Annotated in this window: 27 protein-coding genes; 9 read left to right on the plus strand and 18 right to left on the minus strand. The window is 66.1% G+C overall.

Going from position 1 to position 25,374, the window contains the following annotated elements; all coding sequences use genetic code 11:
* Window positions 1-24: 24 nt before the first annotated feature.
* From QRQ56_RS32985 to QRQ56_RS33025, 9 genes are all read right to left on the minus strand, one after another.
* Complete coding sequence (locus QRQ56_RS32985; protein WP_438745586.1) at window positions 25-306, minus strand: hypothetical protein; 282 nt, start codon at window positions 304-306, stop codon at window positions 25-27.
* Window positions 307-380: 74 nt separating this feature from the next.
* Window positions 381-806: a hypothetical protein gene (locus tag QRQ56_RS32990; protein WP_438745587.1), complete on the minus strand. Its 426-nt coding sequence runs from the start codon at window positions 804-806 to the stop codon at window positions 381-383.
* A 326-nt stretch (window positions 807-1,132) separates the two neighbouring features.
* Window positions 1,133-4,312 (minus strand): efflux RND transporter permease subunit, encoded by a 3,180-nt coding sequence (locus tag QRQ56_RS32995; RefSeq protein ID WP_438745588.1) that lies wholly within the window; start codon window positions 4,310-4,312, stop codon window positions 1,133-1,135.
* Entirely contained in the window at window positions 4,309-5,697 is a 1,389-nt protein-coding gene (locus QRQ56_RS33000; protein ID WP_438745589.1) for an efflux RND transporter periplasmic adaptor subunit, read from the minus strand. Before QRQ56_RS33000 ends, QRQ56_RS32995 begins: the two co-directional genes overlap by 4 nt.
* A 79-nt stretch (window positions 5,698-5,776) precedes the next feature.
* Entirely contained in the window at window positions 5,777-6,169 is a 393-nt protein-coding gene (locus QRQ56_RS33005; RefSeq protein ID WP_438745590.1) for a FixH family protein, read from the minus strand.
* Window positions 6,170-6,270: 101 nt separating this feature from the next.
* Window positions 6,271-6,636 carry a hypothetical protein gene (locus QRQ56_RS33010; protein WP_438745668.1) on the minus strand — a complete coding sequence of 122 codons (366 nt, stop codon included), beginning with the start codon at window positions 6,634-6,636 and terminating at the stop codon, window positions 6,271-6,273.
* A 127-nt stretch (window positions 6,637-6,763) separates the two neighbouring features.
* Window positions 6,764-7,753 (minus strand): tripartite tricarboxylate transporter substrate binding protein, encoded by a 990-nt coding sequence (locus tag QRQ56_RS33015; RefSeq protein WP_438745591.1) that lies wholly within the window; start codon window positions 7,751-7,753, stop codon window positions 6,764-6,766.
* Window positions 7,754-7,827: 74 nt separating this feature from the next.
* Window positions 7,828-8,733, minus strand: coding sequence for a VOC family protein (locus tag QRQ56_RS33020; protein ID WP_438745592.1), 906 nt, complete (start codon window positions 8,731-8,733; stop codon window positions 7,828-7,830).
* A 16-nt stretch (window positions 8,734-8,749) separates the two neighbouring features.
* Window positions 8,750-9,742: a zinc-dependent alcohol dehydrogenase family protein gene (locus QRQ56_RS33025; protein ID WP_438745593.1), complete on the minus strand. Its 993-nt coding sequence runs from the start codon at window positions 9,740-9,742 to the stop codon at window positions 8,750-8,752.
* 105 nt (window positions 9,743-9,847) lie between these two features.
* Between QRQ56_RS33025 and QRQ56_RS33030 the strand changes: the two genes are divergently transcribed.
* From QRQ56_RS33030 to QRQ56_RS33040, 3 genes are all read left to right on the plus strand, one after another.
* A complete protein-coding gene (locus QRQ56_RS33030) occupies window positions 9,848-10,549 on the plus strand; it encodes an FCD domain-containing protein (RefSeq protein WP_438745594.1) in 702 nt (233 codons plus the stop codon).
* 93 nt (window positions 10,550-10,642) lie between these two features.
* A complete protein-coding gene (locus tag QRQ56_RS33035; RefSeq protein WP_438745595.1) occupies window positions 10,643-11,506 on the plus strand; it encodes a fumarylacetoacetate hydrolase family protein in 864 nt (287 codons plus the stop codon).
* A gap of 7 nt (window positions 11,507-11,513) precedes the next feature.
* Window positions 11,514-12,092: an amino acid synthesis family protein gene (locus QRQ56_RS33040; protein WP_438745596.1), complete on the plus strand. Its 579-nt coding sequence runs from the start codon at window positions 11,514-11,516 to the stop codon at window positions 12,090-12,092.
* A gap of 9 nt (window positions 12,093-12,101) precedes the next feature.
* On the opposite strand, the gene QRQ56_RS33045 is transcribed toward QRQ56_RS33040, so the two are convergent.
* Entirely contained in the window at window positions 12,102-12,929 is an 828-nt protein-coding gene (locus QRQ56_RS33045) for an MBL fold metallo-hydrolase (protein WP_438745597.1), read from the minus strand.
* Window positions 12,930-13,023: 94 nt separating this feature from the next.
* Here QRQ56_RS33045 and QRQ56_RS33050 point away from each other — a divergent pair, with 94 nt between their 5' ends.
* Window positions 13,024-13,896 carry a LysR family transcriptional regulator gene (locus QRQ56_RS33050; RefSeq protein ID WP_438745598.1) on the plus strand — a complete coding sequence of 291 codons (873 nt, stop codon included), beginning with the start codon at window positions 13,024-13,026 and terminating at the stop codon, window positions 13,894-13,896.
* Here the strand turns inward: QRQ56_RS33050 and QRQ56_RS33055 are convergent.
* Both QRQ56_RS33055 and QRQ56_RS33060 read right to left on the minus strand, forming a co-directional pair.
* Window positions 13,880-14,641: a hypothetical protein gene (locus tag QRQ56_RS33055; protein WP_438745599.1), complete on the minus strand. Its 762-nt coding sequence runs from the start codon at window positions 14,639-14,641 to the stop codon at window positions 13,880-13,882. The two genes, QRQ56_RS33050 and QRQ56_RS33055, sit on opposite strands and share 17 nt — an antisense overlap.
* Before the next feature lie 16 nt (window positions 14,642-14,657).
* Window positions 14,658-14,846 carry a hypothetical protein gene (locus tag QRQ56_RS33060; RefSeq protein WP_128918928.1) on the minus strand — a complete coding sequence of 63 codons (189 nt, stop codon included), beginning with the start codon at window positions 14,844-14,846 and terminating at the stop codon, window positions 14,658-14,660.
* Window positions 14,847-15,098: 252 nt separating this feature from the next.
* On the opposite strand from QRQ56_RS33060, the gene QRQ56_RS33065 reads away from it, so the two are divergent.
* Entirely contained in the window at window positions 15,099-16,082 is a 984-nt protein-coding gene (locus tag QRQ56_RS33065) for a DUF2336 domain-containing protein (RefSeq protein ID WP_438745600.1), read from the plus strand.
* A gap of 68 nt (window positions 16,083-16,150) precedes the next feature.
* On the opposite strand, the gene QRQ56_RS33070 is transcribed toward QRQ56_RS33065, so the two are convergent.
* From QRQ56_RS33070 to QRQ56_RS33085, 4 genes are all read right to left on the minus strand, one after another.
* A complete protein-coding gene (locus tag QRQ56_RS33070; protein ID WP_438745601.1) occupies window positions 16,151-16,495 on the minus strand; it encodes a DUF1491 family protein in 345 nt (114 codons plus the stop codon).
* A gap of 53 nt (window positions 16,496-16,548) precedes the next feature.
* Window positions 16,549-16,758, minus strand: a complete 210-nt coding sequence (locus tag QRQ56_RS33075) for a hypothetical protein (RefSeq protein ID WP_438745602.1) — start codon at window positions 16,756-16,758, stop codon at window positions 16,549-16,551.
* Window positions 16,759-16,892: 134 nt separating this feature from the next.
* Window positions 16,893-17,615, minus strand: a complete 723-nt coding sequence (locus QRQ56_RS33080; RefSeq protein WP_438745603.1) for a peptidoglycan-binding protein — start codon at window positions 17,613-17,615, stop codon at window positions 16,893-16,895.
* Window positions 17,608-19,488 (minus strand): ATP-binding protein, encoded by a 1,881-nt coding sequence (locus QRQ56_RS33085; RefSeq protein ID WP_438745604.1) that lies wholly within the window; start codon window positions 19,486-19,488, stop codon window positions 17,608-17,610. Before QRQ56_RS33085 ends, QRQ56_RS33080 begins: the two co-directional genes overlap by 8 nt.
* Window positions 19,489-19,899: 411 nt before the next feature.
* Between QRQ56_RS33085 and QRQ56_RS33090 the strand changes: the two genes are divergently transcribed.
* Together QRQ56_RS33090 and QRQ56_RS33095 are read left to right on the plus strand one after the other, a co-directional pair.
* Window positions 19,900-20,334 carry a DUF5330 domain-containing protein gene (locus QRQ56_RS33090; protein WP_438745605.1) on the plus strand — a complete coding sequence of 145 codons (435 nt, stop codon included), beginning with the start codon at window positions 19,900-19,902 and terminating at the stop codon, window positions 20,332-20,334.
* A 70-nt stretch (window positions 20,335-20,404) separates the two neighbouring features.
* Window positions 20,405-20,833 carry a SufE family protein gene (locus tag QRQ56_RS33095; RefSeq protein WP_438745606.1) on the plus strand — a complete coding sequence of 143 codons (429 nt, stop codon included), beginning with the start codon at window positions 20,405-20,407 and terminating at the stop codon, window positions 20,831-20,833.
* A 114-nt stretch (window positions 20,834-20,947) separates the two neighbouring features.
* Here QRQ56_RS33095 and QRQ56_RS33100 read toward each other — a convergent pair whose 3' ends face one another.
* The gene (locus QRQ56_RS33100) at window positions 20,948-21,367 is read right to left on the minus strand and encodes a MucR family transcriptional regulator (RefSeq protein ID WP_298241668.1); all 420 of its coding nucleotides are present in this window, start codon (window positions 21,365-21,367) and stop codon (window positions 20,948-20,950) included.
* A gap of 153 nt (window positions 21,368-21,520) precedes the next feature.
* Entirely contained in the window at window positions 21,521-22,396 is an 876-nt protein-coding gene (locus tag QRQ56_RS33105; protein ID WP_438745607.1) for a DUF308 domain-containing protein, read from the minus strand.
* Between the two features lie 309 nt (window positions 22,397-22,705).
* On the opposite strand from QRQ56_RS33105, the gene QRQ56_RS33110 reads away from it, so the two are divergent.
* Both QRQ56_RS33110 and QRQ56_RS33115 read left to right on the plus strand, forming a co-directional pair.
* Window positions 22,706-24,355 carry a glycosyltransferase family 39 protein gene (locus QRQ56_RS33110; RefSeq protein ID WP_438745608.1) on the plus strand — a complete coding sequence of 550 codons (1,650 nt, stop codon included), beginning with the start codon at window positions 22,706-22,708 and terminating at the stop codon, window positions 24,353-24,355.
* 215 nt (window positions 24,356-24,570) lie between these two features.
* The gene (locus tag QRQ56_RS33115) at window positions 24,571-25,350 is read left to right on the plus strand and encodes a class II aldolase/adducin family protein (RefSeq protein WP_438745609.1); all 780 of its coding nucleotides are present in this window, start codon (window positions 24,571-24,573) and stop codon (window positions 25,348-25,350) included.
* Window positions 25,351-25,374: the final 24 nt, after the last annotated feature.

Here is a 25,374-nt window from a genome sequence, read left to right on the forward strand (position 1 = left end):
GGCGGCGCCCGGCGTCCGCGGAGGTCAGTGCGCGAATTTGAAGTGAGCGAACGCCGCCGAAGCGAGCGTCAGCAACGCCGCGGCAATCCAGATCGGCACCAGCACAAAAATGGCTATCGCGCCCTGCCCGCAGTTACCGCATCCGAGCTCGAACACGAGGGGAAACAGACAGAGCAGGACGGCGACGGCAAATCCCGCACCGAGCCAAACGCCCTTCGTTCCCCATCGCGCGCCAAAGAGCCATGGCGCGGCGGGAAAGCCGAGGGATAGCCAAGCCAGGAGGTTCACCAGAACGTCGAACATCATCTCTGCCGACCGCGCGCACGGCTGTTGGTCGGGAGCACGCGGCGACTGGTTCAATCGACACGACGATCCGCGCGCTAACGGTCCTCGGTCGGATGCACCCATTTGTAGGGCGTGATGCTGCGCGTCGCGGTCAGCTTGATCATGTGGACGGGCGGCGCGGAGCGTCCCTTTCGGCATGACCGGCACTTCAGCGAGGCCTCCAGCTTCCAGATCGGCGTATCGCGCGGCCGGCGGATCGCATCGAGCGGCAGGCTCGCGCGCGTCTTGCACCTGTTGCACTCGACCTCGAGCCAGCCCATGCCGCCGTTGAGGCATTGGGCGATCGTCGGCGACGGCTGCGAGGGCCCGCCGTAACCTTCCATGCGGACCGACCAGGCTTCGGCCTCCGCCCGGTCGGCCTCGCGGACCGCCTTCCTGGCCTCCTCGCGCGCGTGCTTGGCCGAAATTTCCGCACCCAGAATTCGACCGCTCCAGATGACCTCTCGTGATTTGGTGCTCATCTCGCTATCAAAGCGGCGGCCGACAACGCTGGCAAATTATCGATCGCTGGTAGGTCGAGCGCGTCATCCGATACTGCGGGTCGTGGGTGTGGACAACACTGGATAACCCGCACGGCTCGCGGGCGGCTTATGCCGTGCCGTAGGCGCCCCGTCATTGCGAGCGAAGCGAGTTGTGCGCCGGAGCGTTGGCGAAGGCGGAACCAATCCAGACCGCCCCTTCGCGGCAAGACTCTGGATTGCTTCGTCGCAAGAGTCCTCGCAATGACAGCGGAGAGAGTTTTCCGGAGGAGCCGGCATGGCCCGCTCGGATCTCGCAACCTGTTCCGTTATTCCGCGGCCTGCCGGGCGTCGGCTGCATTTGCTGTCGTGGCATACTGGTCGGCGGGAACCTCGCCGCCGGGCAGTCCCCGTCCCTTCACCAGGCCGAAGATCGCGGGGATCACGATCAGCGTCAGCAGGGTCGACGAGATCATCCCGCCGATCATGGGCAGCGCGATGCGCTGCATGATTTCCGATCCCGCGCCGGTGCTCCACATGATCGGCAGCAGGCCCGCCATGATGGCGACCACCGTCATCATCTTGGGCCGGACGCGCTCGACCGCGCCGACCATGACGGCCTCGTGGAGATCGGTCCGAGTGAAGACGCGGCCCTCGATGCCGCGCTTCGCCTTCATCTCGGCAAGCGCGTGATCCAGGTAGATCAGCATCACGACGCCGGTCTCGGCGGCGACGCCCGCGAGCGCGATGAAGCCGACGGCGACCGCGACCGACAGGTTGAAGCCGAACCACCACATCATCCAGATGCCGCCGACCAGTGCGAACGGCAGCGACAGCATCACGATGAGGGTTTCGGTCAGCGCCCTGAAGTTGAGGTACAGGAGCAGGAAGATGATCGTCAGCGTCACGGGCACCACGATCTTGAGGCGCGCGGCGGCCCGCTGCAGATATTCGTACTGGCCGCTCCAGACCACATAGGTGCCGGCGGGAAACTGGATACTCTCCGTCACGGCGCGCTGCGCATCCGCGACGTAGCTGCCGATGTCACGGTCGCGGATGTCGACATAGATGTAGGTCGAGAGCTGGCCGTTCTCGGTGCGGATCGAGGTCGGCCCGCGCGCCGGCTCGACCTTGGCGACTTCGCCGAGCGGCACGGCGCCGCCCGTCGGCATCGGCACCAGGATATCGCTGGCGATGGCCTTGGGATTGTCGCGGAGGTCGCGCGGATAGCGCATGTTGACCGTGAAGCGCTGGCGGCCTTCCACGGTCGTCGTCACCGTTTGGCCGCCGAGCGCAGCGGCGATGGTGTCCTGCACGTCCTGGATCAGGATGCCGTAGCGCGCGAGCGCCTCGCGGTCCGGGACGATCTCGAGATAGTAGCCGCCGATGCCGCGCTCGGCGTAGGCCGACGAGGTGCCCGGGACGGTCTTGATCACCCGCTCGACCTGCCGCGCCAAATGGTCGATCTCGGCGAGGTCGGTGCCCATGACCTTGACGCCAACGGGCGTGCGGATGCCCGTCGACAGCATGTCGATGCGCGCCTTGATCGGCATGGTCCAGGCGTTGGAGACGCCGGGGAATTGCAGCGCCTTGTCCATCTCCGCGATCAGGCTGTCGATGGTGACGCCCGGACGCCATTGCTCCCTAGGCTTCAGATTGACCACCGTCTCGAACATCTCGGTCGGCGCCGGGTCGGTCGCGGTCGCCGCCCGTCCCGCCTTGCCATAGACAGAGGCGACCTCGGGGAACGACTTGATGATGCGGTCCTGCATCTGCATCAGCTCGGCCGCCTTGGTGACGGAAATACCGGGCAACGTGGTCGGCATGTAGAGCAGCGTGCCCTCGTTCAACGTCGGCATGAACTCGGTGCCGAGCCGGCCTGCCGGCCATGCCGTGACGGCAAGCACTGCGACGGCGGCGAGGATCACCAGCGTCTTGGCGCGGAGCACGCCCTTGATCACGGGACGGTAGATCCAGATCAGGACGCGGTTGATGACGTTCCTGCTCTCCGGCACGATCTTGCCGCGGACGAAGATCACCATCAGCGCCGGCACCAGCGTCACGGACAGCAAGGCCGCAGCAGCCATCGCGAACGTCTTGGTGAAGGCGAGCGGGCTGAACAGCCGCCCCTCCTGCGATTCCAGCGTGAAGATCGGCATGAACGACACGGTGATGATCAAGAGGCTGAAGAACAGCGCCGGCCCGACCTCGGAAGCGGCATCGATCAGGACCTGCACGCGCGACTGGCCGGGCTCGGCGCGTTCGAGATGCTTGTGGGCATTCTCGATCATGACGATGGCGGCATCGACCATGGCGCCGATCGCGATCGCGATGCCGCCGAGACTCATGATGTTGGAGCCGAGGCCGAGCAGCTTCATGGCGCCGAAAGCCATCAGCACGCCGACCGGCAGCATCAGGATCGCCACGAGCGCGCTGCGGACATGCAGCAGGAACACGATGCAAACCAGCCCGACAACGACGCTTTCCTCGAACAGCGTATGCTTGAGCGTGTCGATCGCCGCATAGATCAGGCTGGAGCGGTCGTAGACCGGAACGATCTCGACTGATTTCGGCAGGCTGCTCGCGATCTCCTTGAAGCGCCTCTTCACGTTCTCGATGACGTCGAGGGCGTTGACGCCGAAGCGCTGCAACACGATGCCGCTGGCGACCTCGCCCTCGCCGTTCAGCTCGGTGATGCCCCTGCGCTCGTCCGGCCCGAGCTCGACATGGGCGACGTCGCGGAGCAGCACCGGCGTGCCGCCAGAGGTCTTCAGCACGATGTTGCCGAGGTCGTTGATGCCCTTGATGTAGCCCTTGCCGCGGATGACGTATTCGAACTCGGCGAGCTCGACGGTGCGCCCGCCGACATCGGCGTTGCTGGCGCGGATGGCGTCACGGATCTTCTGCATGCTGATGCCACGATCGCGCATCCGCTGCGGATCGAGCACCACGTTGTACTGCTCGACGAAGCCGCCGATGCCAGCGATTTCAGCGACGCCTTCGGCCTTGGCCAGCGCGAACTTCAGATTCCAGTCCTGGAGGGTGCGGGTATCCGCCAGGTTCAATTCCCTGGACATCACCGCGTATTGGTAGACCCAGCCGACGCCGGTCGCATCGGGCCCGATGGTCGGGCTGGCGCCGGCGGGCAGCCGCGACGCCGCGCCGTTGAGGAATTCCAGGACGCGCGAGCGCGCCCAGTAGATGTCGGTGCCGTCCTCGAAGATCACGTAAACGAAGGAAACGCCGAAGAACGAGAAGCCGCGCACCACCTTCGATTTCGGCACGGTCAGCATCGCCGTCGTCAGGGGATAGGTGATCTGGTCTTCGATCACCTGCGGCGCCTGGCCGGAATATTCGGTGTAGACGATGACTTGCGTGTCCGAGAGATCCGGGATCGCATCCAGCGGGAGATGGACCAGTGCGTAGAGGCCGGCCGCGGTCGCAAAGCCGGCGCCGAACAGCACCAGCAGCAAATTGCGCGCCGACCAGGCGATGATGCGGGCGATCATTTGTGCTCTCCCGCCTCAGCAAAGCCCTTGAGCGCGGCCTTCAGATTGCTTTCGGCATCGATCAGGAAATTGGCGGATGTGACCACCGCCTCGCCGTCGGCAAGACCCTCGCGCACCTCGATATAGCCGCCGCCGCGCCGGCCGAGCTTCACCTCGCGCGGCTCGAACCGCCCCTCGCCCTTGTCGACGAGGACGGCCTGGCGCGCGCCGGTGTCGAGCACCGCGCTGTCCTGGATCGCCAGCACGGGTGCACTATCGGCCGTGTCGATGTCGGCATCGACATACATGTCCGGCAGCAGCGCCGCATCGGGATTGGCGAGCTCGATCCTGACGCGAACCGTCCGTGTGTCACGGTTCACCTGCGGATAGACGATTGCGATCTTGCCGCTGAAGGTGCGGCCGGGATAGCTGCGCGCGCGCACCGCCACGCCCTGCCCGACCGCGATAGTGCCGAGATCGCGCTCGGCGACATCGACCAGCGCCCAGACCTGAGAGATGTCCGCGATCCGGAACAGCACGTCGCCGGGATTGGCGCGCATGCCCTCGATCGCGCTGCGCTCGAGCACGATACCGTCGCGCGGCGCCGACCAATGGACGGTGACGGGCGCGACCCGCGTCCGCTCCATCTCGGCGATGACTTGCTCGGGAACATCGAGATTGACCAGCCGCTGCCGCGAGCCGCGGCCGTAGACCTCGACGCCGCCCACCGTCTTCGAGGTGATCGTCGCGAGATAGTCCGCTGCGGCGGACGCGACCGCCGAACTGTAGATCTCCATCAGCGGCTGGCCCGATGTCACGCGCGTGCCGGTGGTGACGTCGGCGACCTTCTGCACAAAGCTCTCGGCGCGCATCGCGATGACAGAGACGCGGCGCTCGTCGAGCTGGATCGTGCCGGGCGCCTTGACCGCGACACGGATGGCGCGACGCTCCACCGGCTCGGATTTCACGCCGGTGCGCTGGATCTTGCCCGGCGAGAGCTTCACCGCGCCGTCGTCGGCGTCGTCGCCTTCGTAGACGGGAACGTAATTCATCCCCATCGGATCCTTCTTCGGCACCGGCGAGGTGTCGGGGAGGCCCATGGGGTTGCGATAGTAAAGAATCTTTCGCGATGATTCCGCCTGCGCCGGCTTCGAGGCCACCGCGGCCGCCTGATCATCCTCGTAAACCGGCAGATAGTCGCGCCCGCGGTCGTCCTTCCGCGGACCGGCGGACCAGAGCGGCGCACCGCTGGGATCGCGGTAATAGAGAGGAGCTCCATTTGTTTGAGCCGCAACCGGGGTCGCCTCCGCATGAACGGACCAGCGACCGTTGTTCGCGAGCCAATAAGCGCCCAAGGCAAGGCCGCCGCCGAGAGCAAAAGTCGTCAGGAGACGCAGCGTCTTCATGGTGTGTTTTCGCGCGGCAAGCGCGCGTCCATGTGAGTGGAATGGAGAAGGACGGACGCCGCGAGCGGCGTCCGCACGCTCACTTGATCGCCGTGACGATCACCTTGCCGGTGACGGTCTCCGCCTCGCCCTGCACCTTGGCCGACAGCGTGACCTGGTAGCGGCCGGCCATCGGCAGGTCCGTCCTGAAGGCGTAGACGCCCGGCTCCTGCGACGGCAGCGGCGCCACCGCCGATTCCATCTCGGCCATCCCGTCCGGCGCCATGTCGACGCGGGTCTTGAAGATGACGGCGTCCGCCACCGGCTTGCCGGTTTGCTTGTTGGTCAGGCGCACCGAGAGCGTGACGTCGTCGCCCTTCTTCATTTGCGTAGTGACCGGCTCAAAGGCGTAGTCGCCGGCGCCCGCCATCGCGGCGGAAGCGGCAAGCGAAAGGGTGGCGGCGAGCGCCGCTGTGCCGAAATTGGAAAGCATTGTCCTGTCCTCATGATCTGATCTTCCGCCGTGGCGCGTGAAGCGCGCACGTCAGTCCTCGCGCGCAGAGCGTGCCGCACGCGTCTTTGGGCTTGGCGAGATCAGATTCGAGGAGGCCGGAAGGGAGGACTGGCGCCGCGGACAGTGACGACCTGATCCTCAGGGATGGGAAGCGTGCTGGCGACAATGGCAAGGGATTCGAAGGCAACCGGCTTGACATCGGCGAGCGCGATGATCCCGCCGACGCAGCAGAAACCCATCCCGCATTTATCGCCGTCCGTATTGGAGGCCGGCCCCTTCATGTCCGCACAGCAATCGTCCATCGACATCTCGGCGCCGCCGCCCATCTGCATGGTCACCTGCATGTCGTCTTGCGACATGGCAAGATGGGACGCCGACGCGCCAACGGGCAGCATCGCCAGGGACATGGCGATGGCAAATGCCAGGATGGTACGGACGAACCGCATCGATATCGACTTTACCTTTGAGAGGCGGACCGCCTCTTCGGTAACATATACCAATGCCAAAGGCTCTTGTTGATGCGGATCAAGCATTCGTGAGAGAGACGCCGGCTTGCACCGCCGCCTGCCCGGCTCAGATCTTCGGAATCTTCGCCCGCTCGACCACGCCCGTCCATTTGGTGATCTCGGTCTCGATCAGCTTCTTCATCTCCTCCGGCGAGCTGCCGCGGACTTCGCCGCCGACGGCGGTTTCCAGACGCTGCCTCAGCTCGGGATCTCCGAGCGCCTCCAACGTCGCGGCATTGAGCGCGGCGACGATGGTGGGCGGCGTGCTTTTGGGAGCCAGCAGGCCTGCCCAGGTGCGCACGTCATAACCCTTGATGCCGGCCTCCTGCACCGTCGGGACATCCGGCAACAGCGCGGTGCGCGTCGGCGAGGTGACCGCCAGGCCACGGATCGCGCCGCTCTGGATCTGCGGGGCGAGCAGCACCGGCGTGCCGACGATGACGGGAACCTCACCACCGAGCAGCGCGGTGGTCGACTGAGAATCGCCGCGATACGGCACGTGCACGATCTCGACGCCGGCGGTGGCGTTGAGCAGTTCACCCGCGAGATGATGGGTGCTGCCGAAACCGACCGATCCGAAGCTGAGCGAGCCCGGCTTCGCCTTGGCCAGCGCGACGAGCTCGCCGAGCGATTTGGCGGGGTAGTCGTTGCGCACGGCGATGACGAGCGCGTAGTAGACCAGCGTCGAGATCATCTCGAAGCTGTCGGCCGGCTGGTAGGCCAGGCTCTTGTAGGTCGCAGCCGAAATCGCGTGCGCACCGGTGACGAGGCCGAGCGTGTAGCCGTCGGGCACCGCCTTTGCGATCGCATCCGCCGCGATGTTGCCGCCCGCGCCCGGCTTGGCCTCGACGATGATGGGCTGGCCGAGCTTCTTCGACAGCCCGTCGGCGATGATGCGCGACAGCGTGTCGGCCGCGCCGCCGGCGGCAAAGCCGTGCAGCAGGCGGATCGGGCGCGACGGATAATTATCCGCCGATGCAGAGCCGGCCACCAGACAATTGCCAAGAAAGCCGCCAAGCAGAAAAATGGCCGCAGCAAGCCGCTTCATCCCTCGCATGGATGCATCCTCCCTTTGATTGTTATGTCGTTGGCCGCAACGCGTGCGGCGTCGTTTAGATCAAACCGAATTCGCTAGCGCGCAAACTCCGTGCATTCAGGCGACGGCGGCATGCCCCAGACGTCGCGCGGCAGCCCGACCCAGACCTTTGGCCGCTGCGGACGATCGCGATGCCACGGCCGCGGCTCGAAATAGCCGAGCTCCTCGTCCGCCATCCGGTCGAGATCGCAGAACAGCTCGACCAGATGCCCATCGGGATTGCGATGATAGATCGCGGTGTTGTGGCCGGGGCCATGCCGCACCGGCCCCCAGAGCACGGGGAGCTTGTGCCGCGCGAGATGATCACAGGCCCGATGCATGTGCTCGGGACCGCGCAGCTCGAACGCGAAGTGGTGCAGGCCGCGATCGGGAGCGCGGGCAAAATTCAGCGTGTGATGCTCGAAGCCGCTGCGCATGAAGACGAAGCGATCCTCGATCCAGTCGGAAACGCGCAGGCCCATCGCGTTCGCAAAGAAGTCCGAAGCGGCCTTGGGATCGGGCGTGCGCAGCGCGACATGGCCGAGCTTGGCGACGGCGAGCGCACCGATCCGCTCCTGCGCGGGCGTCGGCGTCCAGCCCTGGATCAGTTCGAAGCGTGTTCCTTCGGGATCGGTGAAGGACAATAGCCTGGAAACACCAGGCAGGGGATCGCTCTGGAGTTCGGGCCGCAGATCAGCCTGCTTCAGCGCGGCGCCCAGCGCCTCGATCTGGACGTCGGGAGATATCTCGAAGGCGATGCTTGTCAGCGCGGCGTTGCCGGGCTCGATCACGAGCGAGAGCTGCTCGGAATCGCTCGCGAGGAACAGGCGTTGTCCGTTGCGGGCAACGAGGCCGAGGCCGATCACGCCGCGATAATAGTCGAGCAGCCGCTCCGGATCGGGCGAGGTGAAGGTCGCGTGCCGCAGCCGGGTGAAGCGTGCGATGGGTGCCTGTGTGCTCATCGTGCGGTCCATCCCCTCATGGAATCATGATGATCTTGCCGAGCGCGGAGCCCTGCTCCAGCAGCGTATGCGCCTTCCTGACCTCGTCGAGCTTCAGCACGGCCGAGATCGCCGGCTTGATCGCGTTGCGGCTCAGAGCATCGATCACGCTGCGCATCAGCGCGCGGCGCCCGTCACGATCGTGGTCGTAGATGTGGAAGGAGAAGCAGCGCACGGCCGGGCAGATGTCGAGATGATCGCGCATCGCCGCCATCAGGTTTTCTTCCGGCAATCCGGCGAAGGCGTTGTAGGACAGCAGCGTGCCCCATTTTCCGAGCGCGCCGAGATAGGCGGTGAATTCCGGCCCGCAGACGTGATCGAGCACGAGGCCGACGCCCTCGCCTTTCGTCAGCTCGCGGGTGCGCGCGACCACGTCCTCGCGCCGGTAATAGATGATGTGATCGGCGCCATTGGCCTTCGCAAAGGCGGCCTTCTCTTCGGTGGAGACCGTGCCGATCACGGTCATCCCGGCGAGCTTCGCCAGTTGCACCAGCGCGGTGCCGACGCCGCCGGCCGCGCCGATCACCAGCGCGCTTGCGGGCGCGCGCGGATGACGGCACTCGTGCAGCAGCGCATAAGCAACCTGGTAGTTTGACAGGCACACGGCGGCTTGCAGGTCGACATTATCAGGCAGGGCGTGAACGGCATCCGCGGGCGCGACCACGACATCCGCGTAGCAGCCGCCGCGCTGGGACAGATCGCGCGCGCTGAGCAGCACCTTCTGGCCAATCGTAAAACCTTCGACGCCGGGCCCGAGCGCGGAAATGCGCCCCGCCACGTCGTTGCCGGGATTGGCCGGCAGCGGCGGCATCCATTTGTAGACGCCGCGCCGGATCAGCACGTCGGGCTGGCCCACCCCGAACGCCTCGGCCCGGATCTGCACCTGGCCTTGGCCCGGCTCGGGCACCGGCAGCTCGACCACCTCAAGTGCATCCGGCCCACCCGGCTGACGCACCAGCACTGCCCTCATGTCTCACCCCCCAGACCATATTTTCGAAAATCATACCGTTTACGAAAATTATTGCAAGATGGTCGTTAGAGCGGCATGTTGAGGCATCGATTCATTGGCAGGCCCATGCCCGACAGCGCCATTCGTCCCCGCAAGGAATTCGGCAAGACCATCGCCGCCGACATCACGCATCGGCTGCGCGAGGAGATCATTGCCTGTGCGCTTGCGCCGGGCGAGCCGCTGCGCTTCGACGTGCTGCGCGAGCGCTTCGGCGCAAGCTTCACGACGCTGCGCGAGGCGCTGACCGCGCTTGCCGCAGAGGGTCTCGTCGACGCCCAGGAGCAGCGCGGCTTCCGCGTCGCGCCGGTCAGCCGCCAGGATCTGATCGAGATCACCGACGCAAGGGTGCTGGTCGAGGTGGAATTGATCCGCCGCTCGATCGAGCGCGGCGATGACGACTGGGAAATCGCGGTGATCTCCACACTGCATAGATTGAAGCGAATCGAGCAGCGCGACCCCGAACACCCCTTGCGCGATCCCGAATGGAAGATCGCCCATCGCCAATTCCACGAGGCGCTGGTGTCGGCTTGCGGCTCGGCGACGCTGCTCGCCATCCGTGCCGAGCTGTTCGACCGCGCCGAGCGCTACCGGCACCTGTCGGCCAATTTCCGGCCGCGCCCGCGCGACAAGGCCGGCGAGCACCAGGCCATCATGCAGGCCGCCATCTCGCGCAATGCCGATCTCGCCGTGCAGCTGATCGAGACGCATATCCGCTCGACCGCCGACAACGTCGCGACCTACGCCGCCCACCTGCTCGACACCGAATAGGCACGACGCATTTTTGCGGCGGCGGGCTTGCGTCGCGCACTATTTTCGAAAATAATGTAAAACATCGAAAATCGGAACCCGCGGGGCGGAACCATGAAACTGCTGTCGTTCTTGGACGGAAATCGGGAAAGCTGGGGCGCCGTTGTCGAAAACGGCGTGGTGGATCTCGGCCGTGCCCTGCCCCAATACCCGACGCTGGCGGACTTCCTCGGCAGCGCCGATTACGCTAAGCGCGAGGCCATCGTCGCCGGGCACAAGGCTACGATCGCGCTGAGCGACGTCAAATACCTCCCGGTGATCCCGCGCCCCGAGAAGATCGTCTGCGCCGTGCGCAACTATCTCGATCACCACAACGAAGCCGTGGCGTTCGGCATGAAGCGCGAGATCACGGAGTTTCCGCCGATCTTCCTGCGGGTCTGGCGCTCGCAAGTTGCGCACAACGCGCCGGTGATCCGGCCGAAGGTCTCGGACAATTTCGACTGGGAGGGCGAGCTCGCGGTCGTCATCGGCAAGGGCGGCCGTCACATCCGCCAGGCCGACGCCTGGAATCACGTCGCGGGTTACTCGATCTACAACGACGTCAGCGTGCGCGACTGGCAGCGCCACGCCCAGCAGATCGCTTCGGGCAAGAATTTCGTCGGCACCGGCCCGTTCGGCCCGTGGCTGGTCACACCCGACGAGATCGGCGACCCCACCAAGCTGAAGCTGGAAACGCGCGTCAACGGCGCGACCGTGCAGTCCTCCGACACCTCGATGCTGATCTTCTCGATCCCGCGCCTGATCGAATATTGCTCGACCATCTTCGACCTCGTGCCCGGCGACGTCATCGCGACAGGCACGCCGGCCGGCGTCGGCTTCACCCGCAAGCCGCCGGTTTTCCTGAAGCCCGGCGATATGGTCGAAGTCGAGATCGAGAACATCGGCGTGCTCAGCAATCCCGTCGTGGACGAGGCCTAGCTTCAGCATGGCCTACGACATTCGCAAGACCGCGCTCGGCGTCGAAACCGTCTGGCACGAGCGCGGCCCGCGGCTGGAGACGCCGCTTTTGGTCGGCACCGCCATTGCGGTGATCCGCAATCCCTTCGCCGGCCGCTATGAGTCGGACCTGATGCCGTTCCAGGCGTCCTTGCGCGAGCTCGGGCGCGAGCTCGCGAGCGGATTGATCGCGCAGCTCGGCGGCGCGGCGAAGATCGAAGCCTATGGCAAGGGCATCATCGTCGGCGAGGACGGCGAGCTCGAGCACGGCGCCGTCTGGCACGAAGCCGGCGGCCAGGGCATGCGCGAGGTGCTGGGGCAACCGAAGGCGATCGTTCCGGCCGCGAAGACCATCGGCGGCCCCGGCACGCGTCTGATGGTGCCGCTCGGCCACATCCACGCCGCCTATGTCCGCAGCCATTTCGGCACGGCGGAGATGACGCTGTGGGACGCGCCACGCCGCGACGAGCTCGCCTTCGGCCTCGTGATGGCAACCGGCGGCCGCCCCCACGCACGCATTGGCGGCCTCAAGGCGTCCGACATTTCCGTGCATGACGGGCAGCGCTGACTGGACGCCTCAATGCCCTCCGCAGCGGCAGCGCTCGTAATCGGCGGGGTCGTGGCTGTTGACGATCGTCACGCGGTCGCCGTGATCGCGCTTCAGCGCGCGCAGCCGTTCCTGGTTGGCGATCCGCATGCCGCGGTCCATGTCGCCGCGGCGCTGGAAGTAGCCGAGCATCAACGGCACGCGCGGCGATGCGTCGAGCTGGGCATGATGGAAATAGCTGTCGCCGGCGTGCAGCAGCCAGGTGTCGCCTGATCGCACGGCGATACCGCAATGGCCGAGCGTGTGGCCGGCGAGCGGAATCATCAGAATGTCGGCCTCCTTGTCGCCGAGCGCGCGAACGCCCTTGAAGCCGAACCAGTCCTCTCCGGCTTCGCCATAGAATGACCAATGCGGGCCGTGGCTCCATTGCCCCGTGACATAGCGCCCTTCGGGCGGCGCCGGCTTGCGCAGCACGGCCATGTCGTATTCGGCGCGATGGACGTGGATCGCGGCGTCGGGAAAATCAGGCACGCCGCCGGCATGATCGCGGTCGAGATGCGTCAGCAGCACATGGCGCACGTCCTTGAGGGAATAGCCGAGCGCCCTAACCTGCTCGGCCGCCGTCTCCGCAGGATCGAGCCTCGGCGCGGTCTGTCGCACCCAGCGCCGCCCCAGCCGCCCGGGCGCTGCGATGTCGCCGAGGCCGATGCCGGTGTCGACCAGCGCGAGCCCGTCATTGGTCTCGACCAGCAGGCAATGGCAGACCAGGCGGGCGCGCTGGAACAGGCCGCCGCTGCCATTCACCAGGCGGCGGCCGATCGGGCACATCGTGCCGGTGTTGAGATGGTGGATCTTCATCGCGTGTCCCTGCCGGTTGTGAGCAGGACGTTCTTGTCATCGCGCGATCCATAGGTAAAATATCGACTATTGATATCATCTCTAGGCCAATCCTATGGATATCCGCGAGCTTCGCTACTTCGCCGCCGTCTACCGCGAGCGCAATCTGACGGCCGCCGCGCGGGCCTGCTTCGTGTCGCAGCCCTCGATCTCGACCGCGATCACCCATCTGGAGGCCGAGCTCGGCACCACGCTGTTCGTCCGACACAAGAAGGGCGTCGCGCCGACCGCCTCGGCCGAGCAGTTTCACGCCCACGCCCGCCGCATCATCGACGAGACCGATGCGGCGCGCGGCCTGTTCAGGAAGCCGAGCACGAAGACGACGCTCACGCTCGGCCTGATGCGCACGCTCGACGTGCCCCGAACCATCGCACTGCTCAAGCCGCTGACCGCGCGCAGCGACGTGGCGCTCCGCCTCGTCGGCAGCGACGAGCCCGCCGATGCGCGCATCATCTCCAGGAGCATGCTGCGCAAGGACGAGCAGTTCGTCGCGCTGTGGAGCGAGCGCTATGTCGCCGCGCTGCCGCCGTCGCATCCGCTGACGCTGAAGGAGAAGCTCCGCGCCGCCGATCTCGCCGGCGTGCCGCTGATCGACCGCTGCCATTGCGAGCAGAGCGCGTTCTTCGGCCGGGGCGCTCAGCGACGCCAGACCGCGGCGATCGCGCAGTCGGAAGACTGGGCCATCGCGCTGGTCGCCGCCGGGGTCGGTATCGCCATCGTCCCCGAGGGCGTCGTGCGCGGCAATCCCGACATCGCGGTGCGCGAGATCGAGGTCAAGGTGAAGCGCGAGGTGGGCCTTGCCTACCGCGCCGCGGTCCCGCTGGCGGACGCGCTGAGGGAGTTCGTCGGAAAGCTGCAGAAGCGGCGCGGGGCGGATCGAACCGAGGGCAGCGCTCGCGCGCGCAAGGCGCTCAGCCCTTCGAGATGACCGCGCGGCCGTAAGGCGGTTGGGCCTGGACCGGCGGGTTGGCGGTCTGGGCGGCGAGCTCGCCGATCAGGCGGTCGGCGTCGGCGGCCATGCCGTCGGGCGCCTGGATCACCAGACGCTCCAGCGCCCAGCGATAGGACGAGACGCGCTGCTCGAGGCAGAGCTGCACCCACTGCACAATCAGCGAGTTCTCCTGCATGCGCGCAACCGCGTCCTCCTTCTCCCTCGGCGAGAGGACAGATACGCGCGCCATGCTGGCGTCGCGCTTCCTGTCGAGGTCGATGACGCGGATCGCGGAGGCGAAGAACGGCTCGAAGCGCGTGGTGTCGTTGCGCACGTCCTCGATCAGCTGCGCATAGCGCGAGGAATGGGAGCGGTGCGGCTCGTCGATCAGCGTGCGCCCGTACATGGTGCGGTCGAACACGATCTTCTGCCGCCAGGGCGAGGGCATCGCCTTGTAGTCGCCGAACACGCTCTTCCAGGCCGGCCGCGACAACGGCGGCTCGATCATGGGATAGGCGAGGTCGCGCAGTTGGCGCTCCTCGTCGGTGAGCTGGAATTGCGAAGGCTTCAGGCCGACGCTGCCGGTGGCCTCGGCGCCGAGCCAGCGATGCATGTCGTCGCTACGCATGTCGGCGCGGGTACGACCGAAATCACCGCCGCTGCAGGCGCCAAGGCTTGCGGCGAGCAGTGCGAGCAGGACGGCCGATAGGACGGGCCGGATCTGGCGGATGATGTCCGGCATTGCACGAAGCCGGACGTCAGCGACGGCGACGACGGCGTCCCGGCGCTGTGCCCTGCTCGGGCCCGCGGTCACCGCTGGGTTCGTCCGCCTCGCGCTCGATACGGATCACGGGAAGAATCAAGATCGTTCCCATGTCCGCGCGCGGAGCGACATCCCCCGACGAGCCCACCCGGCGACCGGCCGGAAATTCAATGATGGTCCCCATGTCAGCTCTCTTCAATTGCCGCGCGACCGGCCGCGCCCTTGCAACATGCGCTCATTAAGATCAGTTCATGGTTAACGGGGTGTAAACAGGGCGTCCTGACCGTAGCCGCACGGGCCGGACCGCGGCGTCCCGTTCAGGCACGAGATCGCTACAAAGCGAGCGTTCGGCTTCACGCCTCGTTTTCCTTAACGAGCCTTTAAAGGAGCCTGCGCTAGGCTGGCGGCCAGTATCTTTTCCAGGTCGCGTATCTCCATGACCAAGTCGTTGTTTCCCGGATTCGACGGGCTGATGTCCCTCTCCCGTCGCGAAGGCGTCGATGTTCGGCCGACGCTGCTGCGCGTGCTGACCGACCTCTATGTCCAGACCCGCATCCACAGCGACGACGAGCAGCGCCAGTTCACCGAGCTTGCCACGCGCCTGATCGACCAGGTCGACGATGCGACGCGCGCGGCCATCAAGGCCAAGCTCGCGATCTATCCGCAGACGCCCGTCCCGGTCCTGCAGAAGCTCGGGCTGGTCGCGGCCCAGGAAGGCCGCAGGGTTCCGCTCGCCCGCGAGATTCCGGCCCCCGCCCCTGCGCCTGCGCCTGCGCCGGTCCGCAACCCGACCGACGCCGAGCTGCGCATGGCCGCCAACATGGCGATGCAGCCAAAGGACGCGGCCGAGATCCACGACATGTTCTTCCGCGCCGGGGCATCCGAGCGCGCGCTGATCCTGCACAATCTGGCGCAGACCCCGCTGAAGGCCGCGCCCCGCATTCCGACCGCCCGTGCCAAGCGCGCGATCCAGATCCTGGAGATGGCGGCGATCGCGGGCGACGTCGACAGCTTCGTCCTGGAACTCGGTGACAGCCTGATCCTGCCCTCGCGCGTCGCAGCTCAGATCGTCGACGATGCCGGCGGCGAAGCGCTCGCTGTCGCCGCGCGCGCGCTCGACATGCCGAGCCCGAACTTCCAGCGCATCCTGCTGTTCTTCAAGCCGGAGATCGGCAATTCCGTGAATGAAGTGTACCGGCTGTCGCGGCTCTATGATCGCCTCAGCGAACGTTCGGCGCTGGTGCTGCTGGCGGCCTGGCGCGGCTCGACGCTCGCCGTCACGCGCGCAAAGTACCAGTCGTCACTGCACGACGGCGAACGCCAGCGCGCCCGTGCCGGCGCAAGCCAGACGCGGCCCGGCGTGCAGCCCGGCTCCAGTCCGACCGTTCGCACCGGGACCGGCGGGTCGTCGGAGCGGTAAGGCCGAATGCGACTTGATACGGTCGCTCGCTCCACAAGCCCGGCCATGACGGCGCAATAGCGTCCGGATTAAATCTTCGCCAGTTCCAGGAAATGCCGCCCGGCGCGGTCCTCGGTCTCGACGATCCAGGCGTCCGGATCGAAGCGGACTTCCTTGGTCAGCCGTTCCTCGACGGTGTGCTCCGGCAAGGGTTGCTGCGCCACCGGCACGAAGAACCGATCGACCGGGCGGCCGTCGTCGTAGGAGGTCTGCGGCGCCGGCGCATAGAGCATCGCCTGGCCGTCGAGCAGCGACACTTTCACGAAGACCGCCCCCGCCTCCTCGGCACCGCGACGGCGCACCGCGCCGAACACGCCCTCGGTCTGACACCGGCGCAGATAGGCCGCGACCCATATATTTGATTTCAAACGCATGAGTCGGACGATAGGCCAGCGTGGCGCGCGCCGCCAGTCTCAGCTCGCGCGGGTCAGACGTTGCGCAGGCCCTGCCCGCCGCGGATCTGGCGTGCGACGAAGTATGACAGCGGAATCGCAAGCGCAAATCCCGTGGCCACGGCGCAGGGAATGTTCCGGATGGCGTCGGCGGCGAAACCCGGCACCATCAGCACGACGATCAGGCTGACGCCCGCCAGCGTGGTCCCCAGCATCATCCAGACCAGAACCGAGACCTTGAACATGACATCCTCTCTTCCTCGTTGAAGATGGGCGATCATGGTCCGGGACGTTGCCGGCCGTCATTGATTTCAAGCAAATCCTGCCGCCGGCACGCAATGCAGGGAATTGATCCGCCTCAATGACAGCGGGCGTGTGACTATTCGACGGGATGGCCGATCGCGGCGCCGAGCTCGCGTAGCAGGCGGTCGGACAACTGGCCGGTGACCTGCATCTTGTGCTCGCGCTCGAACTTCTGGATGGCGGACTGGGTCTCGCCGCTCATCGCGCCCGTGATCTTCAAATTGCCGTAGCCATATTCGGACAGCGCGCGCTGCACGCCGGCGATGCGCCGTGCGGCCGGGCTCTGCGCCACCGGAATCGGCGCCGGCGGACGCATGGCGGATTGCGGCGTCGAGGTCGTCGCCTTGACCAGATTGGTCATGGGATCGTTGCTGGCGCGCGACGTCGATGCGGTGGCCTCGACGGGCTTCTCGGGCGACTTCTCGGCGGCCCTCTCTGCCGGCCTCTCAACGGGCTTGGGCTCGGCGCGGAACTCGGTCGCGCGCGGCTCCAGCGGCGAGGTGTCGGCGCCGACGGGGCGCGGGCGCGGCAAGGGATTCGACAACGACATGGATGACGGCGCGGGGAGATTGATCACGGTGCCGAACATCGGCGCCGGATGCCGGCCGGTCTGCAGGAACAGCGCATTGGCGACGATCGCGGCGATCGCGGCGACGGCGACGAGGCCGGCCAGCGTATCCTTGGGGCTGTGCAGCAGCACGCGCATCACGATGTTGCGCTCGGTCTCGACGTCGACAACCGCGGCCTTGGCGCCACGGCGACGCGGAGCGGCTCCGTCCTTGTTCGACTTCCTAGGCACTTTTCTTCACCAGAGCGGGTTGGTCCTGAGATTTGTCACGAGGTTCTTCTCGAGATTCCTGGCGCAGCACCGGCGTCAGGGTCGCAATCTTGCTCTCGCTCGCCTTCTCGTCGGCCGGCTTGGCTTGCGGCGGCGTGTAGACGAGCGGCAGCTTGACCGTGACGGCGGTGCCCTCGCCCAGCTTGCTTTGTACCGTCAATTCGCCGAGATGCAACGCCACGAGGCTCTTCACGATCGAAAGTCCGAGGCCGGTTCCTTCGTGACGGCGCTGATAGGTCTTGCCCGCCTGGAAGAACGGCGCGCCGATGCGCTTGAGGTCCTCCGGCGCGATGCCGACGCCGGTGTCGCTGATGCGCAGCGTCAGCTGCGATCCGCTCGCCGCGGCGATAACGGAGACCTGGCCGCCGCGCTCGGTGAACTTGATGGCGTTGGCGACGAGATTGAGCACGATCTGCTTGAAGGCCCTGGGATCGCCGGTCATGACCGGCAGGTCCTGCGGCGCATCGGTGACGAGGTCGATGCCGTTCTCCCGCGCCTTCAGCGCCAGGAGATTGCAGCAATGCATCAGCGAGGCGCGCGGCGCGAACGGCTCCGACGCGATCTCGAAATTGCCCGACTCCATCTTCGACATGTCGAGGATGCCGTTGACGACCGACAGCAGATGCTGGCCGGAATCGTTGATGAGCTGGGCATATTCCCGGCGCTGGGCCGCGCCCAACATCAGGGTCTGCTCCTGCGCGATCATCTCGGAGAAGCCGATGATGGCGTTCAGCGGCGTCCGCAGCTCGTGGCTCATGGTGGCGAGGAAGCGCGTCTTGGCGGCATCGGCCGCCTCGGCGGCGCTGCGCGCCTGATCCAGCGCAAGCGCGGACAGCTTGTGGTCGGTGACGTCGCGCATCACGGCGACGACTTCGGCCTCGCCCGCGACGCCGCCATGAGAATTCTGGGCCAGATCCGGCTCAAGCGGGCGGCAGCGCATCTCGACCCAGAGAAACTCGACCTGACCGCGCTCCGAACCGTCGGCCTCGCGCCGCAGCCGGAACTCGACGTTGCGCACCTCGCCGCGCGCGGCATCGGACAGCGCGGTGAGATAAGCGGGGCGATCGGCGACATGGACGCGGTCGAACAGGCCATGACCGAGCAGTCGCGCGACAGGCATGCCGATCATGGTCTCGGCGGCCGGCGAGATGAACTGAACGGCGCCGTTGCGCTGATGCCGCGAAATCACATCGCTCATGTTGCGGGCCAGCAGGCGATAACGCTCCTCCTCGCGCGACAGCAGTGCAACGCTGGTGCGCGTGAGCGATTCCGCGCCGAAGGAAAGGCCCGCGGCATAGAGCGTCGCCGAGGCGACGCCGCATGCCATCAACACGCCGCGTTCGGCGGCGCTGGCGTCCGCGGACGGCAGCCAGCCGAACTGGCCGCCGAGGATCAGAAGTCCCGCACAGGACAGCGCCAGCACCGAGGCGAAGGCGGCGACGCGGCGCGAGGCCGAGAGCGCGGCCTCGAGGGGAACCACGACCAGCCAGACCGCGGCGAATGAATCGATGCCGCCCGTCGAGCCCGCGACCGCCATGATCAGGCCGGCAAGCGCCAGCGACGACAGCACATGCGCGCCTTCATAGCGGCCGGTGCGCGACAGGAACCACGACAACAGGATGGGGGCGATCAGCCACGCGAAAGCGGCGACCTCGACCGCGCTCGGTGCGCCGCGCAGGGCGAGATAGACCGGGAATGCAGCGAAGGCGGCCAGGCTGCCGAGCAGCCGCGGGGCCATGAAAGCACGATGACGCGCTCGCATCAGCGCATCGTAACGCGCGGAGGGATGCAGCAGTGCATCGAGACAATCGCGGATGATACTCAAAACTGTCACGGGTCTCGCGCTTCGGCTCAATCGTCTTGATGAAGACGCGCCGCAACGCCTCCTTGTCGTTGAGCCACCGTGTCAGAGCGACCTTAAACGAGTGCTAAGGCGCCGCGGCGCGCCGCCGGACGCCGGGATATCGCGGGGCTTTTTAGACGATTTGGCGACGCCTTCGCTGCGGATGGTGAACACAGGGTTTCACGCGGTCCGCCATGGTTTCGAATTGGTGGACGCGCAAGGCCAGCAGAAACACGGGCGCGCGCGTCAATCGAAAATTTACCGGAATGTCGATCCCGAAGAAATTTCCGTAAATTTTCCGCGAATTAAGCTCAAGGCAATCACTTGCGATTTATCGAGAGTTGCTAGGTCCGACATCCGCGGCGATCGCCGCGAACGGGATCGAACGTACAGGTCGCTAAGATGCGCTTTCTGCTCCGCATCACATTCTGGCTCGGGCTGGTGCTGGTGCTCCTGCCCAGGGACAAGACACCCGAATCGGAGAAGCTGCCGCAGATCGGCGCCGCCGACGCGGTGCAGGCTGCGACCGCGGCCGTCTCCGACATGACCCAGTTCTGCAAGCGCCAGCCGGCGGCCTGCGAGGTCGGCGGACAGGCCGCGACCATCATCGGCCAGCGCGCCCAGGACGGCGCGCGCAAGATCTACCAGATCATCAACGACAAAAAAGACCAGATCGGCAACGAGAAGATCGACAAGAACGACAAGAAGGCGCCCGACCACACCGGCTCGATCGCGATGGCCGGCGAAGGCGAGGCGATCCCGAGCGAAGCGCCGCGCGATACCCTGAGCCAGGACGACCTCGCGCTGGAATGGCGCGGCCCTCAGCCAGCGAATTAGCGCCCAAAACCCTATCGATTTCGGCGTCCCGCATCCCTATATTGCCGGGAAGCGGAACCTTTGGGACAGCATGACGACGATCGACGAAATCAGGGACAATTTCGAGCTTCTGGACGAGTGGGACGACCGCTACCGGTACGTCATCGAGCTCGGCCGTACCCTGGAACCGATGCCCGAGGCCGAGCACTCCGCCGCGAACAAGGTCAACGGCTGCGTCAGCCAGGTCTGGCTGCAGAAGCTGGTCGACCGCGATGGCGGCGCACCGATCCTGAGATATCGCGGCGACAGCGACGCGCATATCGTGCGCGGACTGGTCGCCATCGTGCTCTCGCTCTATTCGGGCCGTACTCCGCGGGAGATTCTCGATACCGACGCGATCGCCGTGTTCAACGAGTTCGGCTTCCGCGATCATCTGACGCCGCAGCGCTCCAACGGCCTGCGCTCGATGGTCGAGCGCATCAAGACCGACGCGAAAGAGGCTCTCGCGGAAGCGTCGTAGGATTCTTCGTAGGGTGGGTTAGGCGAAGCCGTAACCCACCGCTTCTCCATCCGCAGAAGCAGAAATGGTGGGTTACGCTGCGCTAACCCACCCTACGAGACCGAGCGCGCGGCTTTACTTTCCCTTCTTCCGCTGCTGCTGACCCAGACCCATCTGCTTGGCCAGTTGCGAACGCGCCACCGCATAGTTCGGCGCGACCATGGGATAGTCGGCCGGCAGTCCCCATTTCTCGCGGTACTGCTCCGGCGTCATGTTGTACTGCGTGCGCAGATGACGCTTGAGCGACTTAAAGCGCTTGCCGTCTTCGAGACAGACGAGATAGTCGGGCGCGATCGACTTCTTCAGCGACACCGCGGGCTTGGCCGGCTCGAGCGGTGCGCTTTCCGTGCGACCCGACGACACCCGCACCAGGGCGCCATGCACCTGGCTGATCAGGTTCGGAATCTCCGCGGCCGGCGTCGGATTGTTGCTGAGATAGGCCGACACGATGCCCGCCGTCAGCTCGATGAAATTCTTAGCCCCCGCGTCCGACATGGGCCCGCCTCTCTCCACCTTGCGCCTCTCGGGATAGACGACGCTCGACTATTCCGTGTCAACAAATACGTTCGGCTGAAATAAGACGGCCGGCGACGAAGATCCGACAATCGACGACGAAAGTCGTGGTGCGCCGCGATCTTCGCGCCGAGCTCAGTTGCGCTGGTCGAGATGAGTGCGCAGCTCGTCGATCGAGGCGAAGCGCATCATGCCCTCCGGCATCTGCGCTTCGATCGAGCCGTCGGAATAGAGCGAATAGGCCATGCCGTCGACGACGCCCGATTTGAGCACGGTCACGGGGGCCTGCTCGGCCGGTGGCGGCGGAGACAATGGAGGCGGCGGCGGAGGTTCGGGCGCGGGCGGCGGTGCGGCCTCCGCAAAGGTCGACGGCGAGCGCGGCGGCGGACGGCGCGCGGCCGGCGGCTCCGGCGGGCGGCTGCGATCCGGCTTCGGCCAGGCATCGTCAAAGCTTGCAGGCGGAATGTCCGGGACTTCGCTCGGCTCCGGTGGCGACGACGTCTCGGTGCCTTTCGCCTCGGCGCGCTCGCGCTCCTTGCGCGAGGTCGACGCGAACATCAGATTGCGTCGGCGCGGCGCTTCGGGAGCTGCCGGCGGGGTCGGAGCTTCCGGCTCCGGCGATGCCTCGACGCGCGGACCGCGCGCGGCAGCCTCGTTCTGCCAGGGCGGCGGACCTGCGGCGGGCGGTGGCGGCGCCGGCTCCATCCTCGTCTCGATTCGTGCCGCGGCGGCAGGCATCGACTCGGGCGCCGCGCCTGATGCGGCAAGGCCCGGCAGAACGGGCCTGACCCGGACTTCGGACGGCGCACCCGCCAGCCGGCGCGCAATGGCTTTCAGCTCCAGGACCACGACATGGAGACCGACCAGTAACATCCCGGAGCAGACGCCGATGGTGCCTGAGATTATGAGGGGACTGCCAAGGCTGAACTCCCTGACGGAGAAGCCAAAGAGGATCGAAAGGAGACCCGCCACGACGGCGAAAATCCCTGCGATCAACAGTGCCAAGGTCATCGAACTCACCCCCGGCCGCACATCCACACGCGACCCGCTACGCCACGATACCGTCATACGGTGTTCCACGCCAACGGCCAATTGCAAGCAGCGTTCCTAATGGGAAGGAAATCAGGGACTTATTCACATTCCCTTCAGCTACGGCCCGCTACTGCTAGTCCGTGCTCGAAATCCGGAATTGCTGCGTCGCATCAGGAATTTAGCCATAATGCCCAATTACTTGGTAATGGAACTGCGCTATAGGGAGTCCGGGGTTGAGGCCCGCACGCACCAGCAGGGCCAAAAGGGGATTCCGGGGCACCGATAGCCATGACATCCATCACGACTTCGGCGATCGACACGCCTCAGCGGCGCTCGGTCGAACGGACTTGCGACGATCTCGCCATGCTGGTGCTGGCTGCGGTCGCCGTCATCGCAGGCTTGACATTCCGCGACTACGGGCTCGGCTGGGACGACTACACCCACGCCGAATATGCCGACCTGCTGCTGCGCATGTTCGGTTCCGGCTTCAAGGATACCGCGGCGCTCTCCTTCGCCAATCTCTACATGTATGGCGGCGGCTTCGACATGGTCGCGGCCCTCTTGCACAAGATCATTCCGCTCGAACTGTTCGAGACCCGGCGTCTGGTCGGCGCCATCGTCGGGGTGATCGGACTTGCCGTGACCTGGCGCCTCGCCCGCCGCATTGGCGGTCCACTGGCCGGTCTTGCCGCCCTGCTGTTGCTGGCGCTGTGCCCGATCTTCTACGGCCACATGTTCATGAACCCGAAGGATGCGCCCTTCGCGGTCGCCATGATCATCCTGATGCTCGGCCTCGTCCGGCTCGCCGAGGAATATCCTCAGCCGTCGCCGCGCACGATCCTGATCGTCGGCTTGGGCGCCGGGCTTTCGCTCGGCTGCCGCGTTCTCGGCGGGCTCGCGCTGGTCTACGCGATGCTCGGCTTCATTCCGCTGTTCCTGGAGGAGCTGCGCACCGAGGGCGTCCGTGAAGCAGCGCGTCGCTTCGCCCATGTCGTCTATGTACTGCTGCCCGGCCTTGCCTTCGGCTATCTGGTGATGGGCCTGATCTGGCCGTGGTCGATCCTGGAGCCCGGCAATCCCTTCGAGGCGCTGACCTATTTCTCGCATTTCTTCGAGAAGCCCTGGAAGGAGATGTTCGACGGCGCGATCGTGTCGGTGCCGGACATGCCCTGGTCCTATCTGCCGACGCTGTTCGCGCTGCAGCTGCCCGAAGTGATGCTGGTGCTGATGGCCGGTGCCGTGTTCAGCACGTTCGCCATGTTGCCGCGCGGCGACGTTCCGGCGCGACGCAAGACCGTCCTCCTGATGCTGACGCTCGCTGCCACCCTGCCGCTGGCGATCGCGATGGTGAAGCGGCCGGCGCTGTACAACGGCATCCGCCATTTCGTGTTCGTGATTCCGCCGATGGCCGTGCTCGGCGGCGTCGCTTTCGCCTGGGTCATGGAGCGCCTGCGCGCCAATCACCGCACCTGGCAGCCGGTCGTGCTCGCGACGTTCTGCTTCGGCCTTGCGCTCTCGCTCGCCGAGATGATCCGCCTGCATCCCTATCAATACACGCATTTCAACCACATCGCCGGCACCGTGCGCGGCGCCGACGACCGCTTCATGCTGGACTATTGGGGCCTCGCGCTGAAGCAGGCCTCGGATGAGCTGCGCGAGCAGATCGTCGAGCGCCAGGAAGTGCCGCCGGCCGGCCGGAAATGGAAGGTCGCGGTGTGCGGTCCGCAGCGCCCGGCGCAGGTCGCGCTCGGCCCCGACTTCACCATCGGCTGGGATTCCAACGCGGCCGACTTCGCCATGACGCTCGGCGAGTTTTACTGCAAGGGCCTCACCGCGCCCGTGATGGTCGAGATCAAGCGCGACGACGTCGTGTTCGCCCGCGTCTACGACATCCGCGGCCGCAGCATTTCCAGCCTGCTGTCGATCCCCGCGCCGTAGTAATTTTTCCAAGCCGTAGCCCGGATGAGCGAAAGCGACATCCGGGACCTCTTTTGAGCGGCCCCCCGCATATCGCTTCGCTCATGCGGGCTACGCGCTACGGCGGACAAGCATGCGGGCCACGCTTGACTGCCGCGCTTCCGGCGCGCCTTGCCGCTCGCGGTGAGCGGTACTAGGCTCCCTCCCCGCAACAACGATGTTCGGAGAGACCAGCCATGTCGCCAGCGGAAGCGCGCCTGAAGGAAGTGCCGTCAGACATGACGGAGGCCGAGTGGCAACAACGGGTCAATCTTGCCGCCTGTTATCGCCTGGTCGCGCTGTACGGCTGGGATGATCTGGTCGACACCCACATCTCCGCGCGCGTGCCCGGCCCCAACCATCACTTCCTCATCAACCCCTACGGGTTGATGTTCGACGAGATCACCGCATCCAGCCTCGTCAAGGTCGATTTGCACGGCAACCAGCTCAGCGAGAGCGAGTACAGCATCAACCCGGCCGGCTTCACCATCCATTCGGCGATCCACGAGGTGCGCGAGGACGCGATCTGCGTGCTGCATCTCCACACGCTCGACGGCACCGCGGTGTCGAGCAGCGCGGAGGGCCTGCTGCCGCTGAACCAGACCGCCCAGCTCGTCACCCACGATCTCGCGTATCACGACTATGAAGGCATCGCGCTGGATCACGACGAGCGGCCGCGGCTGCAGAAGGATCTCGGCGACCACAACCACATGCTGCTGCGCAATCACGGCACGCTGACGGTCGGCCGCTCGGTCGCCTCGGCCTTCGAGCGCATGTATCACCTCGAACGCGCCTGCTCGATGCAGGTGCGCACGCGCGCGCTCGGCACGCCGGTCTATCCGGTCGAGGAGATCGCGATCGAGAAGAACACCGAGCTGCTCGCCAACCGCGACCGCGCCGAGCTGCGCGCCACCAACCTCGTCTGGCCGCCGCTGCTGCGCAAGCTCGACCGCGAGCTGCCGGGTTACCGGTCTTGAGATTCTCGAAGTTTCGTGTAGGGT

This window comes from Bradyrhizobium sp. U531 (assembly GCF_051710265.1).
GTDB lineage: Bacteria > Pseudomonadota > Alphaproteobacteria > Rhizobiales > Xanthobacteraceae > Bradyrhizobium.